Source organism: Streptococcus sp. 2741, assembly GCF_013276315.1.
Classification (GTDB): Bacteria; Bacillota; Bacilli; order Lactobacillales; family Streptococcaceae; genus Streptococcus; species Streptococcus pseudopneumoniae.
This window is the reverse complement of sequence record NZ_VMKU01000147.1, coordinates 1-13,750: the sequence shown is the minus strand read 5'-3', so window position 1 is coordinate 13,750 and position 13,750 is coordinate 1. Positions and strand designations below refer to the sequence as shown.

General features: G+C 40.2%; 15 protein-coding genes and 1 pseudogene. 2 read left to right on the top strand and 14 right to left on the bottom strand.

The window, feature by feature from the left end; all coding sequences use genetic code 11:
• Positions 1-171: 171 nt before the first annotated feature.
• The 5 genes from nrdI to HT671_RS10895 all read right to left on the bottom strand — a co-directional run bounded on the left by nrdI (position 172) and on the right by HT671_RS10895 (position 4,874).
• On the bottom strand, positions 172-642 hold the full coding sequence (nrdI, locus tag HT671_RS10915) for a class Ib ribonucleoside-diphosphate reductase assembly flavoprotein NrdI (protein WP_014017189.1): 471 nt from the start codon (positions 640-642) through the stop codon (positions 172-174).
• A gap of 77 nt (positions 643-719) precedes the next feature.
• A complete protein-coding gene (locus HT671_RS10910) occupies positions 720-1,253 on the bottom strand; it encodes a hypothetical protein (RefSeq protein WP_000729016.1) in 534 nt (177 codons plus the stop codon).
• 60 nt (positions 1,254-1,313) lie between these two features.
• Positions 1,314-2,600: a response regulator transcription factor gene (locus tag HT671_RS10905; protein ID WP_166735304.1), complete on the bottom strand. Its 1,287-nt coding sequence runs from the start codon at positions 2,598-2,600 to the stop codon at positions 1,314-1,316.
• A gap of 11 nt (positions 2,601-2,611) precedes the next feature.
• Positions 2,612-4,282 carry a sensor histidine kinase gene (locus HT671_RS10900; protein ID WP_138703096.1) on the bottom strand — a complete coding sequence of 557 codons (1,671 nt, stop codon included), beginning with the start codon at positions 4,280-4,282 and terminating at the stop codon, positions 2,612-2,614.
• A complete protein-coding gene (locus HT671_RS10895; protein ID WP_023935553.1) occupies positions 4,260-4,874 on the bottom strand; it encodes a DUF624 domain-containing protein in 615 nt (204 codons plus the stop codon). Before HT671_RS10895 ends, HT671_RS10900 begins: the two co-directional genes overlap by 23 nt.
• Before the next feature lie 134 nt (positions 4,875-5,008).
• Here HT671_RS10895 and HT671_RS10890 point away from each other — a divergent pair, with 134 nt between their 5' ends.
• Positions 5,009-5,578, top strand: a complete 570-nt coding sequence (locus tag HT671_RS10890; protein ID WP_138703090.1) for an MptD family putative ECF transporter S component — start codon at positions 5,009-5,011, stop codon at positions 5,576-5,578.
• Between the two features lie 92 nt (positions 5,579-5,670).
• Here HT671_RS10890 and HT671_RS11985 read toward each other — a convergent pair whose 3' ends face one another.
• The 9 genes and pseudogenes from HT671_RS11985 to HT671_RS10850 form a co-directional block, all read right to left on the bottom strand.
• Complete coding sequence (locus tag HT671_RS11985; protein WP_257379697.1) at positions 5,671-5,796, bottom strand: hypothetical protein; 126 nt, start codon at positions 5,794-5,796, stop codon at positions 5,671-5,673.
• A pseudogene (locus HT671_RS10885) lies at positions 5,774-5,992 on the bottom strand (hypothetical protein); the annotation flags it as partial. The gene HT671_RS11985 and the pseudogene HT671_RS10885, both read right to left, overlap by 23 nt.
• 22 nt (positions 5,993-6,014) lie before the next feature.
• A complete protein-coding gene (locus HT671_RS10880; RefSeq protein ID WP_025170636.1) occupies positions 6,015-7,259 on the bottom strand; it encodes a hypothetical protein in 1,245 nt (414 codons plus the stop codon).
• 184 nt (positions 7,260-7,443) lie between these two features.
• Entirely contained in the window at positions 7,444-8,313 is an 870-nt protein-coding gene (locus HT671_RS10875; protein ID WP_050223307.1) for an Rgg/GadR/MutR family transcriptional regulator, read from the bottom strand.
• Between the two features lie 130 nt (positions 8,314-8,443).
• Positions 8,444-9,136: a methionine ABC transporter permease gene (locus HT671_RS10870; protein ID WP_000444653.1), complete on the bottom strand. Its 693-nt coding sequence runs from the start codon at positions 9,134-9,136 to the stop codon at positions 8,444-8,446.
• Position 9,137: 1 nt separating this feature from the next.
• Positions 9,138-10,199, bottom strand: coding sequence for a methionine ABC transporter ATP-binding protein (locus HT671_RS10865; RefSeq protein ID WP_000085651.1), 1,062 nt, complete (start codon positions 10,197-10,199; stop codon positions 9,138-9,140).
• Positions 10,192-11,565 carry a M20/M25/M40 family metallo-hydrolase gene (locus tag HT671_RS10860; RefSeq protein ID WP_050223309.1) on the bottom strand — a complete coding sequence of 458 codons (1,374 nt, stop codon included), beginning with the start codon at positions 11,563-11,565 and terminating at the stop codon, positions 10,192-10,194. The genes HT671_RS10865 and HT671_RS10860 overlap by 8 nt, the downstream gene beginning before the upstream one ends.
• 99 nt (positions 11,566-11,664) lie before the next feature.
• Positions 11,665-12,519: a MetQ/NlpA family ABC transporter substrate-binding protein gene (locus HT671_RS10855; RefSeq protein ID WP_000694496.1), complete on the bottom strand. Its 855-nt coding sequence runs from the start codon at positions 12,517-12,519 to the stop codon at positions 11,665-11,667.
• Between the two features lie 153 nt (positions 12,520-12,672).
• Positions 12,673-13,503 (bottom strand): amino acid ABC transporter substrate-binding protein, encoded by an 831-nt coding sequence (locus HT671_RS10850; RefSeq protein ID WP_000724930.1) that lies wholly within the window; start codon positions 13,501-13,503, stop codon positions 12,673-12,675.
• A gap of 112 nt (positions 13,504-13,615) precedes the next feature.
• Between HT671_RS10850 and HT671_RS11980 the strand changes: the two genes are divergently transcribed.
• A complete protein-coding gene (locus tag HT671_RS11980) occupies positions 13,616-13,741 on the top strand; it encodes a hypothetical protein (RefSeq protein WP_054394526.1) in 126 nt (41 codons plus the stop codon).
• The last annotated feature ends 9 nt before the right edge of the window (positions 13,742-13,750 follow it).

Below are 13,750 nucleotides of genomic sequence, written 5' to 3'. Positions count from 1 at the left end.
TTTTCATTGAGTATAAGGTTTCATTTCAAGAGAAAATGCAGCAAATATTTCTATGATAAAAAGCATAAGAACAAGGTTTTGAAGACCTGAACTTATGCTTTTTTACGTTCTTAAAGACTGTTTATACTCAAAAAAACAGTTGAAAAATCCCAAACGCCTCTTATATTGACTTTAATTCTCCTTTTCCAACTCATACAAATCTGCGATAATAGCTGCGACATGTTTGATATCTTCCAGCATGCCTCGCATTTCAAAATCAGCCAATACAGGGAAACCAAAACGTTGACTGTATTGCTTGGCTGTCAGACAGTATTGATTATTAAAGTTACGATTTCCTGAACCAACCACACCAAAACACTTGCTAGCATTGTCACCATAGGCGATAAAATCCCCAACGGGTGTCGTCAAGATCTCAACATCTCCGTTATCCACGCCATTCCCACCTTCGAGATAGGTCGGCAAAAAAGCGACATAGGGATGGTCCATCTCATAGAAATTTTTACCTTCCTTGACCAAATCCTTGATATGAATCTTTTGAACCTCAATTCCCTCGTACTGGGACAAGAGATAGTCTTTCAAGCGTGTCACAAAACTCTCAGTATTGCCGCTCAAACTGATATAAACTAAAGAAATTGTCTTCATATTTTCCTCCATGATTTTATTTTTAATCGAAAAAGAACTACCAAGATTGTATCTTGATAGTTCTTTTTTGTCAATACTTAGGCAAGATTTTCTGCTCCCTCTTCTTCTGCCAAGGCTTTCTGCTGACGCCACATCTTATAGAAGACAAGGGCTAGGAAGAGAACATTGATGACGATATAGAAAATGCTAACAGCTTTTGAACCAATACTCATTGTCAAACGCATGCTCTCATCTTGAACCAACTGCACAGCGTCCTGTAAACCAACATAGCCATAAATCGAACCGATAATAGCTAACAAAACATAGCCAACGTAAGTATAGTTTGCATATTGCAAATTCTTACGAATAAGGAAGACAATCGCTACGACCACTAAAATAGCAGATAGCACAATCAAGGCCATATTAAAAATAGAATGATACGCTTCTGCTACTCCATAGTTGTAATTAAGCTGGTCTTCTAATTGCTGAGCACTGACCCCTGCAACTTGTTTCTGAGCAGCACGAAGGGCTTCTTTGCTAGGTAAGGGACTCAACATTCCAAACAGAGACATAGCTGAAATAAGGGCAGACAAGATTAACAAGACCCATAGATAAATCGGTTTCTTTTTCATGATAGAACCTCCTAATAATATTATTCATATTATAGCACATTTTGTAAAGGAATACAAATCTTATAGTATCGTTTCTACCTGTTTTCGGTAAGCTTTTGGCGATTTTCCGCACAATTTTCGGAAAACTTTATAGAAATATCCAAGGTTACTGTAACCAACAGCATAACAAATATCTTCGATACTGTCACTGGTTGAAAGCAAGAGCTGTTGGGCAGCCTTAATACGTTGTTTGTTTAAAAGCTCTGCAAAGGTCGAATCGGTTTCTCGCTTAATCAACTGCCCTAGATAGACAGGATTGATAAAGAGGGCCTTACTGATATCCTTGAGGGAAAGCTCCTTTTGGTAATCACGACCAATGACTTCCAGAACACTGACCACATTTTCATTCATACGGTATTGACCGAAAAAGCTGGTCAGAGTTTCCTTGATATAAGAAACCAATTCATCGAAGGATTGAATAGCATGAATGGTTTTGACAATGTCCGTCATATCATCAGCTTTGAGATGTTCAAACAAGTGAAAGACATCCATGACAAACTGGATAAAAAGCTGTTTGGTAATGGGAACACGAGGTGTATTTTCAAGAACCACCTTCTCCAAGAGATTCAACTCTTCTACGATTTGATTGAGATTCCCCTGAATGATAACCCTATAAATCGGTTCGTAGTAGGCAAAGAGACTCTGAGACTGTTGTAGATTTACAGAGCCGTAAAAGAGGGCTTTCTCAGCATTCAGCTTCCAGCGTTCAAAGTGTTCTTGATAAGGAGCTTCAAAGGGAGTAACGACTAAACCATCTAGGGGTTGGTCAGAAATGAAAATCTGCCAGTCTTGACCCAAGACATAGTAGGGAATGGCGAAGGAACCTTGCTTTTCCTTGGATAGGCCTATCCACCAATTCTCCTTACCTCCTAGATAACTAACAAACCCAGCCTCGTCTAAATCTTGACTAAGGGTCTGGCTTTTCTTCCCTCTCTCGCCGAGCTGACCTGCAATCTTCTCCAGCAGATTTCCCAACTCTACCTTATCAACAGGCTTAACCAGATAGTCCACCACACTAAGGTTCATGGCTCTTTTTACATAATCAAACTCCTGATAACCTGACAGCAGGATATAGGCAGCATCTGGTAAGATCTCTTTCATTTCCCGAATCATATCAAGCCCTGTTTTGTCGGGCATATTGACATCTGAAATGATGACATCGAGGGGATTTTCCTGAACATATTCTAGGGCTTCATCGGCATGACTGGCTGTTGCGACGACCTCCATATCCCACTTATCAAAGGGAATCAAACGCTTCAGACCTTCTGTCACCATGTACTCATCATCTACTAATAATACTTTATACATTTTCTCCCTTTCTACTCATCTTGAATTGTAATACGATACTGAACACCTGCTTGCTCTGCAGAATCTATAGTAATAGCATAGCGGTCCCCAAAATAGAGCACAAAACGCTCATGTACATTGACAATCCCGATAGATTGCTTTTGATCACTGTAGCTGGCCTGGTGTTCAAAGTTTCTCTGACTTAATTTTTCTCGGAGATTTGCCAGCTTTTCAGCAGACATCCCACGACCATTATCTACCACTAAAATTTCCACAAAACCATCCTGTTTAAGCACCTTGATGCTAATCACATTATCTGTCCGTCTGTGGTCAACACCATGCGCGAAATAATTTTCTACCAGCGGTTGCAAGGTAAACTTGGGAATCTTCATATTCTCTAACTCTGGATCTATCTTGAAACCATAGGCAATGGACTTGGGATAGCGAACCATGCAGAGATAGCTGTATTTACGGCAAAATTCCAATTCCTGTTTGAGGAGTGTTTCTCTTTCGTCAGAAATATTGTTACGCAAGAGACTACTGAACTCATAAATGATATCTGCCAACTCATCTTGACTCTGCATAACTGCATACATGCGCAAGAACTCCAGCGTATTATACATAAAATGAGGGTTGATTTGCGCCTGCAGGGCTCGCATATTGGCATCTTTTTGACTAAGCTCTAACTGGTAAATATCATGGATATTCTTTTCCAATCGATCCAACATATCATTGGTAGTCTCCGCGATTAAAAGCAATTCCTGATCTTTTTCGGAAATGTCAATCCGACGCCCCTCTTCGCCTTGAGCAATGACTTGAATGGATTCTACTAAATCCACTACCTGCTTTTGGTAATTAGCAAAAGTCTGCCTCAAAGTCAGATAAAGAATGATAATAAAGAGAAGGCTCAAGCCCACAATCAAAGCAGAGCTAGTCACTGTTCCTTGTAAAACAAAGTTTTTGGGAACTGCCACCTGAACCTGATATCCATGAGAGGTTAAGCCAACTAGCCAATTTTCACTCTCCTTATCAACTGTTTCACCAATATGAAAAATCTCCGTATCAAAAGGTGAGGTCACTGTTACTGCCATCGGAGTATGACCTCTAGTATTATCAATGGCATGGTATAAAACAGCAGGATCCAAGGAGATGTAAATCACTCCTAAGTCTTGATCTGACACTGGATCTGACACCGGAATGGCAAAACTATTTCCTGCTGGTTTGAAATCCTCAGCCCTGATTTTTTCTCCACTACGTTTGTCTTTAGTAGAAACATAGACTTCCTTGTAATCTTGAAAAGCAATGGCCACTCCAGTTACAAAATCATTTCGAACATAGAGGTCATCAACATTTTCATGCAGAGAGACTGATACATAAGGCGAAGCTTTCCGCTCTAATTGCCAGTAAAAATAGTCTGGCATGCTAAGGCTAAAGTATTTATAGATTCCCTCAATACGAGCTTGATTTTCAACTAAAGCCTGAGCTATCTGGGTTGATTCTCTATGGTAATATTCAATTTCACTCACTGTTCTAGCAGTTACACGCTGGGCTACTCTCTGGGCTTCCTTTTCCCGTGAATCCCAGTCAGCGTAAGAGAGTAAGATTGCAAAACTCGCAATAATAATGATCATCACTGAACTGTAGGTTCGCAGAAGCGTATGTAGCCAAAACTGCTTCATCCTACTTTGTCGCCAATTTTTCATGGATACTTTCATAGACCGGTTCCAACATATCACTGATAAAGAAATGCCACATCCCAATTCCTACAAAGAAAAGCAGAGCAGGCATATAGTAACCAATTGCTACAAGTAGCACGGTCCCAAGGAGAACCTTGACCACAGCTGCTAGGCTCATAAAGATGCCAATCAAGGATAGTTTGAGGCTATTTCGATAGGACAAATCAAAATAAACTTGTAATTTCAAAGATACTGTATAAGCCAAAAAGATCAGGGCAACTACTAGAACATTTAAAAAGGTCGCAATCAAATGAACAATGGTCTGATGAGGCAATTGTACCAAGAGATACAGGCCATAAACCAAAACTAGATCCACTCCTAGAAAGCTATAGAAAATCAGGTTGCTTGAGACAAAATTTTGCTTATAAAGAGACCAGGCCTCCTTCAAACTGTATTCCCGAAAGCTATAACCATGTTCTGCATATAGGCTCATCAAGGTGGCACTAGCAGGCGCTAGACCAAGGATAATCCCTCCCACCAAGGTTAATAGCCAAAAGAAGGCTGTCGCAATCATCCCTAAAAAGAAACGATTAAAGACAAAGTCTAAAAATCTCCCCATGATATCCTCCTAAAAATAACTATGAAACTATTATATCATATTTCAAGCGTTTTCAAAAACTTCTAGTATCCATTTACAATCCCATCAAACCATGGTAAAATGAGAATTGTGAAAAAATGATCAGGAGACAATTCATGGAAAAAGCTATCTTAACTACACTGCTTTTTGCAGTTCTTTACTTCCTCTGCATGGGGATTGGTGTTCTTTTGGGCAATCTCCTTGACCAAACTGGAAACATGTTTTATGCGCCTGCTTTTACTGCCCTTGTCGGCGGTAGCGTCTATATGATTCTAGTCGCAAAAGTTCCGCGCTTTGGAGCCGTTACCACTATCGGTCTTGTTATTGCTCTCTTTTTCTTGGGAACTAAACACGGTGCCGGTGCCTTCCTTCCTGGAATTATCTGTGGGCTGCTAGCAGATGGAGTAGCTAACCTCGGAAAATACAAGAACCAAACTAAGAATTTCCTTTCTTTCATACTCTTTGCCTTTAGCACAGCAGGACCAATCTTACTCATGTGGATTGCACCCCAAGCCTATATGGCAACCCTTCTAGCAAGAGGAAAATCGCAAGAATATATCGACCGTATCATGGTTGCGCCAAACCCTGGAACTGTCCTTCTATTTATCGCAAGTATTGTCATCGGAGCCCTAGTGGGTGCCTTGATTGGACAAGCCTTGAGTAAAAAATTTGCACAGAAAATCTGATTAGTTAAAAAGAGCCAGGCGGCTCTTTTTTATTTATGGCTCAAGACTTGGTCAAGAAGTCTCCCAAGAATTGATACTCTTCGAAAATCTCTTCAAACCACGTCAACGTCGCCTTGCCGTAGGTATATGTAACTGACTTCGTCAGTCTTATCTCCAACCTCAAAACAGTGTTTTGAGCAACCTGCGGCTAGTTTCCTACTTTGCTCTTTGATTTTCATTGAGTATGAATTTAAAGATAATCAAAATGATAATGATGGTTGCCAAGATAGTTTTATCGTGATTGTAGCGGTTAAATCCATAAGCGATGACTACGTTACCAATACCGCCAGCTCCAACCGCACCAGCCATAGCTGTTTCACCAACAAGGGAAATCAAGGTTACAGTCGTCACACGAATCAAATCTGGAAGACCTTCTAGTAAGCCTGATTTGCCTAGGTTAAACTTTTTTACCTGAAAAACTTCTTTTTTCTAGTGATAAAATCAACCCTATCACACTCACTACCAAAAATACCCACCAACAAAGCCTGATATCTTGCAAAGCTAAGAAGGAAAATACAGACATCCCCAAGGGTAATGTTAGGGAAAAAATCATACTCAAGAGATTATTACTTCTAGCTAATACATCCGCACTCAAATTAGACAGTAACAGAGTATCTAATTTAGGCATTGATTTCGACATCAAATACATGACAAAGGCTAAGCAAACAACACCTACTAGAGGAGAAAAATCTAAAATATTAGCAGTAGCAAGCAATACAAACAGAATTGCATTGAGCGATAACAAGCTTGAAAAAGACCATTTCCCAAAATAATCATGGGGAGTTAGGCTACCAAGAATAGCTCCTCCCAAGCTAACACATTCAATTAAAAATAAGGCTTGAGCATAGCTGAAATGATAGATAGTATGGTCTAATAAGTAAAAGTGATAAATACCTCCAACAGCTCCTCCCAAAGTATTCATTACCAAAATGACAAGAATAATTTTAAACAATGATTTACTTTCTCTCTGTCTAAAGATATCATCCATGTCCGCATAGATTGCCTTAACTTGTTGAAGTAAACTAATAGGTTCATTCTCTACTGTTACAGACAAATGCGTCAATTCTCTTCTATTTTTGAACAAAATAAGAGAAGATAGTAAAAAGAAGCCAGCATTCACAATTGCAACAAAAGAAAAATCTTGGTGGCTTGTTGTGAGTAACCACACTCCTAAGGCTTGACCTCCTAGATTTGATAAATAGGAAACAAACTGAGTAAAGGAATAAGCTTCATAGAGCTTATCTTCTGAAATATTATGCTGGATAATCGGCATACGAAGGCCTGCTGTATAATCCGATAAAATATCTGAACAGATATTAACCATACAGATAAAAGCAAACGTCACGAAGTTCTGATCATGAATCACACTAGCAATCAAAAGAAATAGTAGACTTTGCACACAACCAACCCAAATAATTGTCCCTGCTTTATTCCGAGTATGATCAGCCTTAATCCCAGCATAAAAAGTAAATAGGAAAGGTAAAATCGTAATCATATTCGCCATAAATACAGCTATATTTTTAAAGGGTAGACTCGCAGCATAAACAATAAATACCAGATTATAAATATAAGCTCCACTTGAGCTTAAAAACCTCGATAAGGTAAGTATTCTAAATAAATGATGTCTTAAGAATAGTTTCATAACAGGTCTTTCTCACATTTCAAAGAGTATTCTATTGAATCCAGTCTAACAAAAAAAGCGGGGCTCCCCACTTTTTTGTAATATATTTTTTCTGAAAATAGAAACTCTAGCGCCTAGAAACTACTAATTATCACTCCATCTACAAGGCTATTTATTTTTCATCAGTCGATGTAACGAGAATATATTACAAATCTTTATTTGAAAGCTGATTTGCAAAATAGTTTTCATAGTATCTTGCACCATCTATATACTCTAAATCTTGTAAGATTGTAATGCCCCTCTGGATTTTTTCAAGACCCTTATTTTCTACTTTAAAAATCGTATCATAATACCCTTTAGCAATCATATAAATGATTTTAAGATAAGCTTGAGATTCTGGTAGATCTCGTTTTTCAATCTGAAAAACAAAATAGTCTGCTTTTAATTTATCCTTTTCCTCTATCGCTTTAAAAAGTCCATTAATTAAAATGGTATCAATACCGACTTTGTTACTAGGTAAAGAGCCTAATAAATCCGTCTTTTGCAACATCTCCCTAGAATATTTAAAATAGAGGGGCAGAGGAAACAAAGTAGAAATCGTTGAAAATAGTTCCAATTCATAATTTCCCCAGATATCAATAGTAAAAAAATAGTCATAGAGAAAAGTCAGTTCTTCATCCGTTGCCCTTATTTCTGAATCAAAAAACACAAGAAGGCTTTTGATACGAATCATTTGTAAAAGATAGCTTTTTTCACCACTTGATCTATACTTTTGAATCGTCTCTTCATACAAGGCGTGGAGAGAATCAATCCCTTCTCTATCATATAGTTCCCAGAGATTTTCTTGAAAAGCCAAAGCCTTTTTCTGAGAAAAACCACGTACCAAGTACATAAATTCATTCAAATCAGAGTGGATGTTATCTAAGGCAGTAATCAATTTCATAGATGATAAGTCTGCTTCTCCACGCTCAAATTTGCTCAGCATGGAATAAGTAAACTCTCCTCCCGTCGCCTCCTGTAGAGATACATTCCGACTCTTTCTCAATTCTTTAAAAACTTCTCCCAGATTTTGCATATTGACTCCCCACAATGCTTAACTCTCTAACTCATAAAAGTGATGATTGATAGCAACCAGTACAGAAAATTTCAAGTCTTGACGATAACGACAACTCCTATGAATGATGTACAGATTGCCTAGCCCTTTTTTATTTATGGCTCAATTTCTTGGTCAAGAAGTCTCCCAAGAATTGGATTGTAAAGATAATCAAGATGATAATGATGGTTGCCAAGATGGTCACATCGTGATTGTAGCGATTAAATCCATAAGCGATGGCTACGTTACCGATACCACCAGCTCCAACCGCACCCGCCATAGCTGTTTCCCCAACAAGGGAAATCAAGGTCACAGTCGTCACACGGATCAAATCTGGAAGACCTTCTGATAGGTAAACACCCACGATGTCCCAGAAAGTCGCTCCGCTCGCTTGAGCCGCCTCAATGACACCACCATCCAATTCAGCCAAGACAACCTGCACTTGACGGGCAAAGAAGGCAAAGACCGCAAAAGATAGGGGTACGATAGCTGCATTTGGACCAATGCTTGTTCCTACGATTAGATGAGAGAAGGGTGACAAGACTGCCAAGAGAATGATGAAAGGAACCGCACGGAAAATAGAGGTAATCTTATCTAAAATCCAGAAGACGACCTTATTTTCCAAGACACCACCTGGCGCTGTCAAGACAAGGAAAAGACCTGCCACCAGTCCCAAGAGCCCTCCGATGATAAAGGAAAGAACTGTCATATAAAGGGTTAGGTAGATGGCTGTTCCCCAGCCTGCTTGACCAGCCCAGCCCATCTTATAGACATTTGGTAAATAGGTTTGAATCAATGATTCCATCTTACTGTCCTCCCTTCAATACTTTTAGTTGTACACCTGCTTGACGAATGGCTTCTTGGGCACCTGCCAACGCTGCTTTTTCACCTGACAAGACTACAACCAATTCTCCAACAGGAGTACCATCGAGAATTTCGATATTCCCATAGAGAATATTAGCCGTTACTTGGTAATGCTTGTACAACTCATTCAAAAGTGGCTCGTCTGTTGAAGCCCCTGCGTACTTGAGCTGCACCAAAATGCTGTTTTCAGACAAGTGTTCCACGATTTCTTGCTTCTCGATTTTGACCATGGCTTCGTCAATACCTGTGGCTGTTGAGATAAAGTCTTGAGTCAAAGGTTGTTTAGGGTCTGAGAAGATTTCAAGGACACTACCCTCTTCAATCAAATGTCCGTCCTGCATAACTGCCACACGATTGGCAATGTCTTTGACAATCTGCATTTCATGCGTAATCAAGACAACAGTCAAGCCTAATTTTTGGTTCAAATCTTGCAACAAGGCCAAAATCTGCTTGGTTGTCTTAGGGTCAAGGGCAGAAGTTGACTCGTCTGAAATCAAGATTTTTGGATCATTTGCCAAGGCACGCGCAATGGCTACACGCTGTTTTTGCCCTCCAGATAGTTGTGAAGGGTAGTTTTCAGCACGATCCGCCAAGCCAACCAAGTCCAACAACTTAGCTACTTTAGCCTTCTTTTCTTCCTTGCTGAGTCCAGAGTGTTTAAGGGCAAAGGCTACATTCTCCTCTGCAGTCTTCTGGCTCATCAGGTTAAAATGCTGGAAAATCATCCCGATATCTTGACGTTTACGACGTAACTGCTCTGCCGTCAAGGCCACCTTGCCATCAAAAATCACATCATCGTCAATGGTAATTTTCCCTGCAGATGGCTTTTGCAAGAGATTAATCACCCGTACAAGGGTTGATTTCCCTGCTCCAGAATATCCAACAATTCCGTAAATATCCCCTTCTTGGATGTGAATGGTCACATCCTTGACCGCTGTGATGGTTCTCTTCTTTTGGTGAAAAGTCACATCGATCTGATCTAACTTGATAATATCTCTACTCATAGCTTCTAATCAGCTCCTCTACTAATTCAATATGGGTGTAGTAATCGGCGATTCGCACGTTCTCATCTCCACCGTGGTCTCGGCTGTTGGCATTTCCTAGACCGAAGGCCACCATTGGCACCTCTAGGGCATCAAAGACCGTATGCATAGGTCCTGTCCCCGCTGTCGTCGGCAAGACTGAAACGCCCTGTGGATAGAATTTCTTGGCCAACTCGATCACATTGAGAATGGCTGGTGCGCTCATATCGCTTCGATAGCTCATCTCTCCCAAGGTATAGTATAATTCTACCTTATCAAAGCCATTTTTGTCTAGCTGTTTCCGAATTTTTTCCAGAACATCATGCGGTTCTAGACCAGGAACCAAACGAACTTCTAACTTAGCGCTAGCTTCTGCTGGCAAAATAGTCTTAACCCCTTGCCCTTGATAACCTGACTGAATCCCTTCGATATTAAGAGCTGGTTCAAAAAAGAAACGTTTTAGAAAGGCTGCACGCTCCTCTTGTAAGAGAGGCAATTCCAAACCATAAATCTGGCTGATTTCCCCTGGATTGCGTTGAGCGTAAGTGTCCACCAAGGACATTTCTCGTTCATTTGGCTCTTGTACTTCTTCGTACAAACCTTCAACCAAGATACGGCCATCCGCAGCACGAAGAGACTGTAAGGCTTGGAGGAGATACCAAGGAGCTGATTCCACAACCCCACCATAACTCGAGTGGATATCCACATCAGCACTTTTCACCTTGGCATCAAAGGTCACAATCCCCTTATTTCCACCAGAAATTTCCAGCTGTTCCAAGGCATTTTTGGTTCCTTGTTCCCAGACCAACAAATCCGCCCCACGGAGTTTATCCGCATGCTTTTCCAAATACTTATCCAGGTCTGTCGAAGCCGATTCCTCCGCTCCCTCCATGATAAAACTGATATTGACAGGCAGGTCATCGTGGTGCTGCATGTATTTTCTCAAAGCACTCAAACGAGCTGTGATATGACCCTTGTCGTCATCAACCCCACGTCCATACATGAAACCATTGCGCACCGAAAGCGTAAAGGGATCCTCTGTCCAGACCTGATCTCCGTCCGCTGGCACAGTGTCATAGTGGTTATAGAAAATCAGGGTCTTGGCATCTGGACGTGAACTCTTGAAATGCGCCATGACAAAAGGCGCCGTGTAAGTCTCATCAATCTCCACTTCAGCCCCCACACGCTTGAAAATCTCACCCAGATAGTTTGCGACTTCCTTAAGTCCAACCTGCTGGGCAAAGACCGACTTCTTAGAAATCAAGGTACGCAAAACCTCAAAATAATGCTGGGCTACATGATCCTTTTCAAATTTTTCAATCTGTTCTTGTTCACTAGGAAAAACCATATTCTCTCTACCTTTCTATGAAACTATAGTCTTCTTTACAATCCATGCTCTATACAAAAGCAAGAGGTGGAATTCTCTCTCCCACCTCCCTGTTTCTTATTACCAAACTGGTTGATCCAAACCGTCTGATGTTTCTTCGATAACTTTTTTCACTTCATCTGTATGGTAAGCTGCGATCACTTTCTTGATAGCATCAGCTTTTGGTGATGTTTCCCAATCTTTTTTCGCAACGATGATGTTGTACCATTGTTTTGAATTTTCATCAGCTTGTTCTTTGAAAAGTGCTTTCTTGTAGTCCAATTTTGCTTCTGTAACGAAGGTATTGTTTACAACAGCAGCGTCAACTGATGACAATGAACGAGCTGTTTGGCTAGCATCCAATTCAGTGATTTTCAAGTTCTTTGGATTTTCTTTGATGTTAGCAACTGTTGCAAGAGCAGTTCCTGAAACGTCCAATTTAATCAAGCCAGCTGATTGAAGCAAGTAAAGCGCACGGCTTTCGTTTGTAGCATCGTTCGGTACAGCGATTTCTCCGTTTGCTGGGATGTCTTCTACTTTAGTGTACTTGTTGTCACTTCCATTCAAACCTGAGTAAAGGCGGATTGGAGAGATGTAAGTATCAGCAATCGCTACAAGGTCTTTCCCGTTTTCTTTGTTCCAGTTGTTCAAGAAGTTATAGTGTTGGAAAGCGTTCAAGTCTACTTCGCCATCAGCAGTTGCCTTGTTTGGTTGTGAGTAGTCTGTGAACTCTGTAAATTCCAAAGTGATTCCGTCTTTCTTAACCAATTCTTGAACTTTATCCCAACGAGCTTCTTCAGAACCGCTACGGTTGACAGTTGCGATTTTGATAGTTGTTGCATTGTCTGCTTTCTTTTCTGAGTTTCCGCAAGCTGCAAGAGCCAAACCTGCGACTGTAGCAAGGGCTGCTAGGCCAAGCCATTTTTTGATTTTCATGATTCTTTCTCCTTAAAAATAATACCGTACTAGTATCTCATACTTTGTTTTATTTCACAAATTGTTATTAGATAGTCAGATATATAGTTTAAAACTATATATCTAAGAACTGAGAAATCACCCATCTTATTCAGAATGGATGATTTCAAGAAATTATTTAATATCAGCCTCTGCTGGTAGGTAAGTGTCTCCGAAGAATTGTTTAGACAATTTTTCAAGCGTTCCGTCTTTGTAGAGTTCTTTGATGCGTTTGTCTACAAATGATTTCAACTCATCTTGACCTTGAGCAAGAAGTGGGTAAACGTACGGTTGTTGGTCACTTGGAAGTTCAATGACTTTCAAGTTATCCAAACCTTGGTTCTTGATCACTGTTTCAACACCGATTTTATCAAAAATCTTATAGTCAAATTGGCCATCGCTCAAACGTACCATGATTTGTTGGAAGTCTGCCTTAGTATAGTTAAGGATAGTTGGGTTATCCGGGTGTTCAGCATTGTATGCTTCTAACTGCTTAGCTGATGTAGTGGCTTGAACGACTTCCGTCGATTTTCCACCGATATCAGCGAGAGACTTGATACTAGAGTCATCTTTCTTCACTACAAGGACATTAGGGTTTTGGGCAATTGGTGCGGCATAAAGGTATTTCTCCGCACGTTCTTTAGTGTAGCTAAGATTGTTGACAGCCATATTGTAACGGTCAGCGTCAAGACCTGCAAAGACACCTGACCATTCTGTCTTTTCAAACTTGACATCATATTTGTCAGAATCTTTAAAGATAGCGCGAACGACTTCAATCTCGTAACCAGTCAATTCGCCATTTTCTTCATAGATAAATGGCTTTGGTGATCCATTGGTTGCAACGATGATTTCTTTCTTGCTAGCTGCTTCTCCTTCTTTCTTAGCACCACCTGAGCAAGCTGCTAACACACCTGCAGCAACAAGAGCAAGGGCCGCAAGAGATGAGTATTTAACGATTTTTTTCATGTCATTTCCTCCAAAATAAAATACCTTATAATCTTAACAGAAAAAGACCATTTACGCCATTATATGATATCTATCTCTGTGATAAGTTTTCTTTATGGCTGATTTATGCTCAATGAAAATCAAAGAGCAAACTAGAAAGCTAGCCACAGGTTGCTCAAAACACTGTTTTGAGGTTGGAGATAAGACTGACGAAGTCAGTTACATATACCTACGGAAAGGCAAAGCTGACGTGGTTTGAAGAGATTTT

Bases quoted from the DNA above. Each gene is read 5' to 3' on its own strand.
- HT671_RS11985 (WP_257379697.1), bottom strand. From the start codon at position 5,796: ATGAAAATCAAAGAGCAAAGTAGGAAACTAGCCGCAGGTTGCTCAAAA.
- HT671_RS10870 (WP_000444653.1), bottom strand. From the start codon at position 9,136: ATGGAATCATTGATTCAAACCTATTTACCAAATGTCTATAAGATGGGC.
- HT671_RS10895 (WP_023935553.1), bottom strand. From the start codon at position 4,874: ATGGGGAGATTTTTAGACTTTGTCTTTAATCGTTTCTTTTTAGGGATG.
- HT671_RS11980 (WP_054394526.1), top strand. From the start codon at position 13,616: ATGAAAATCAAAGAGCAAACTAGAAAGCTAGCCACAGGTTGCTCAAAA.
- HT671_RS10905 (WP_166735304.1), bottom strand. From the start codon at position 2,600: ATGTATAAAGTATTATTAGTAGATGATGAGTACATGGTGACAGAAGGT.
- HT671_RS10900 (WP_138703096.1), bottom strand. From the start codon at position 4,282: ATGAAAAATTGGCGACAAAGTAGGATGAAGCAGTTTTGGCTACATACG.
- HT671_RS10860 (WP_050223309.1), bottom strand. From the start codon at position 11,565: ATGGTTTTTCCTAGTGAACAAGAACAGATTGAAAAATTTGAAAAGGAT.
- HT671_RS10855 (WP_000694496.1), bottom strand. From the start codon at position 12,519: ATGAAAATCAAAAAATGGCTTGGCCTAGCAGCCCTTGCTACAGTCGCA.
- HT671_RS10890 (WP_138703090.1), top strand. From the start codon at position 5,009: ATGGAAAAAGCTATCTTAACTACACTGCTTTTTGCAGTTCTTTACTTC.
- HT671_RS10910 (WP_000729016.1), bottom strand. From the start codon at position 1,253: ATGAAAAAGAAACCGATTTATCTATGGGTCTTGTTAATCTTGTCTGCC.
- HT671_RS10865 (WP_000085651.1), bottom strand. From the start codon at position 10,199: ATGAGTAGAGATATTATCAAGTTAGATCAGATCGATGTGACTTTTCAC.
- HT671_RS10875 (WP_050223307.1), bottom strand. From the start codon at position 8,313: ATGCAAAATCTGGGAGAAGTTTTTAAAGAATTGAGAAAGAGTCGGAAT.
- nrdI (WP_014017189.1), bottom strand. From the start codon at position 642: ATGAAGACAATTTCTTTAGTTTATATCAGTTTGAGCGGCAATACTGAG.
- HT671_RS10850 (WP_000724930.1), bottom strand. From the start codon at position 13,503: ATGAAAAAAATCGTTAAATACTCATCTCTTGCGGCCCTTGCTCTTGTT.
- HT671_RS10880 (WP_025170636.1), bottom strand. From the start codon at position 7,259: ATGAAACTATTCTTAAGACATCATTTATTTAGAATACTTACCTTATCG.